The 2,470-nt window shown below is 61.0% G+C and carries 2 protein-coding genes; both read left to right on the plus strand.

Features of this window, described 5'->3' with window-relative positions; genetic code table 11:
* Positions 1 to 112 precede the first annotated feature (112 nt).
* A complete protein-coding gene (gene istA, locus KUV26_RS23435) occupies positions 113 to 1,681 on the plus strand; it encodes an IS21 family transposase (RefSeq protein ID WP_222510268.1) in 1,569 nt (522 codons plus the stop codon).
* Positions 1,611 to 2,339 carry an IS21-like element ISPkr1 family helper ATPase IstB gene (gene istB, locus KUV26_RS23440; RefSeq protein WP_222510269.1) on the plus strand — a complete coding sequence of 243 codons (729 nt, stop codon included), beginning with the start codon at positions 1,611 to 1,613 and terminating at the stop codon, positions 2,337 to 2,339. Before istA ends, istB begins: the two co-directional genes overlap by 71 nt.
* Positions 2,340 to 2,470: the final 131 nt, after the last annotated feature.

The following is a 2,470-nucleotide window of genomic DNA, read 5'->3' on the forward strand; positions in this document are numbered from 1 at the left end:
TGTGAACAGGCATGCAATTTTGACCCCGTAGCGGGGAAATCGGCGTCCAAAAATGACCCCCTTACACTGATGTGAATCATGCCCCCGAGGTTATCGGGGAGCACAGATTGGGATGTTGGTCGTGGAGACGATAGCAAAGATCCGGCGGGCGTATTTTCAGGACAGGAAGCCGATCAAGCAAATCTGCCGGGAACTGCGGGTATCGCGGAATACGGTGCGGAAGGTGATCCGGTCTGGTGTGACGGAAGCAACCTACGAACGCCGCGTCCAGCCTCTGCCGAAGATCGGGCCATGGAAAGACAAGCTCGAAGAGATGTTGGCGGCGAATGCGAGGAAGCCAAAGCGCGAGCGGTTAACCCGCATCCGGATCTTCGAAGAACTGAGAGCCCTTGGATATGACGGCGGCTATGACGCTGTCCGGCGTTACGCGGCCACGTGGTCCAAGGAAGAACAAGAGGCCTCCGCGGCCGCCTATGTCCCGCTGATTTTCGATCCGGGCGAGGCCTACCAATTTGACTGGAGCCACGAGATTGTTGTGATCGACGGTGCGACCACCACTGTGAAGGTGGCGCATGTCCGGCTCTGCCACAGCCGCATGCTGTTTGTCCGGGCCTATCCGCGCGAGACGCAGGAGATGGTGTTCGATGCCCATGACAAGGCCTTCGCCTTCTTCGGCGGGGCCTGCACGCGCGGGATCTACGACAACATGAAGACGGCGGTAGACACGATCTTCGTTGGCCGCGACCGGGCCTACAATCGGCGCTTCCAGCAGATGTGCGGGCATTATCTTGTCGATCCCGTTGCCTGCACACCAGCATCGGGCTGGGAGAAGGGACAGGTCGAGAACCAGGTAGGCGTTGTCCGGCGTCGCTTCTTCGTGCCCAGGCCCAAGTTTAAGAGTTACGCCGAACTAAACGCCTGGCTCGAGGATCGCTGCGTCGCCTGGGCCAAATCTCATCCGCATCAGGAGCTTCGAGACCGCACGATCTGGGAGGTCTTCGAGGGCGAGCGGGCGAGTCTGGTGCCATATGTCGGCCCCTTTGATGGATTCCACGCTGTTCCGGCATCAGTCTCGAAGACCTGTCTCGTCCGGTTCGACAAGAACCGCTATTCGGTGGATGGCCGCGCCGTCGGCCGGCCAGTCGAGATCCGCGCCTATGCCGAGCGGGTCGAGTTCTGGCTGGACGGCAAGATCGTAGGGCGGCATGAACGAGCCTTCGGGCGCGACAAGGCCATCTACGATCCGCTGCACTACATCCCGGTGCTGGCCCGCAAGCCTGGCGCCCTCAGGAATGGGGCTCCCTTCAAGGACTGGGAACTGCCATCAGCGATCAGGCGCATTCAGCGCAAACTGGGCAAGGTGCCCAATGGCGACCGGCAGATGGTCCAGATCCTGAGCATGATCCCCACCGATGGGCTGGATGCAGTGGATGCTGCCTGTGCCGAAGCGCTGAACGAAGGGGCCCCCGCGGCTTCGGTCGTCATCAACATTCTGGCCCGGCATCGTGAGCCGCCGCCGCCGCTGACCATCGATACGCCCGACGCGCTGCGACTGACCTGCGAGCCCGTGGCCGACTGCAAACGCTATGACAGCCTAAGGAGACCCATCCATGGAAAGATCACAGGTGCTGGACGCGATGAGCCAGCTGAAGCTCTACGGCATGAAGGCCGCCTACGATGAGACCATCGCCACGGCGGTGAAGCGTCAGCACGAACCGCAACAGATCATCGGCGATCTGCTGAACGCCGAGATCAGTGAGAAGCAGGCGCGCTCGATCAAATACCAGATGACGATTGCCAAGCTGCCCCTGGCGAAAGAAGTCGATGAGTTCAGCTTCGAAGGCACGCCGGTCAACGAGGCGCTGGTCCGTGATCTGGCGACCGGAGAGTTTCTGGCGCAGCAACGCAATGTCGTGCTGATCGGCGGCACAGGGACCGGTAAATCCCACCTGGCCGTCAGCATCGCTCGGGCGTGCATCCGCCGCGGCAGGCGGGGGCGCTTCTTCAACGTTGTGGACCTGGTGAACAAACTCGATGCGGAAGCCCGCGCCGACCGACAGGGGCGCACGGCAGATCTGCTGTGCCGCCTCGACTTCCTGATCCTCGACGAGCTTGGCTATCTTCCCTTCGCACAAACCGGTGGTCAGCTATTGTTCCATCTCATCAGCCGCCTCTACGAGCGCGCATCGATCATCGTGACGACCAACCTCGACTTCGGCGAATGGCCCTCGGTCTTCGGCGACGCCAAAATGACTACCGCGCTGCTCGACCGCCTTACCCACCATTGCGACATCGTCGAAACTGGCAACGAGAGCTGGCGCTTCAAAACCCGAGAATAGTCGAGCCGACGCTGGCCCGATACGGCTTCGCTTTGTGGAGGCTACACCGCATCGGGCCAGCTAACCGCACGTCAAACAGGGGGTCAATTTTGGATGCCTATAGGGGGTCAAAGTTCCATGCCGATTGACAA

Origin of the sequence: Leisingera daeponensis (genome assembly GCF_019801465.1) — a bacterium.
Classification (GTDB): Bacteria; Pseudomonadota; Alphaproteobacteria; order Rhodobacterales; family Rhodobacteraceae; genus Leisingera; species Leisingera daeponensis_A.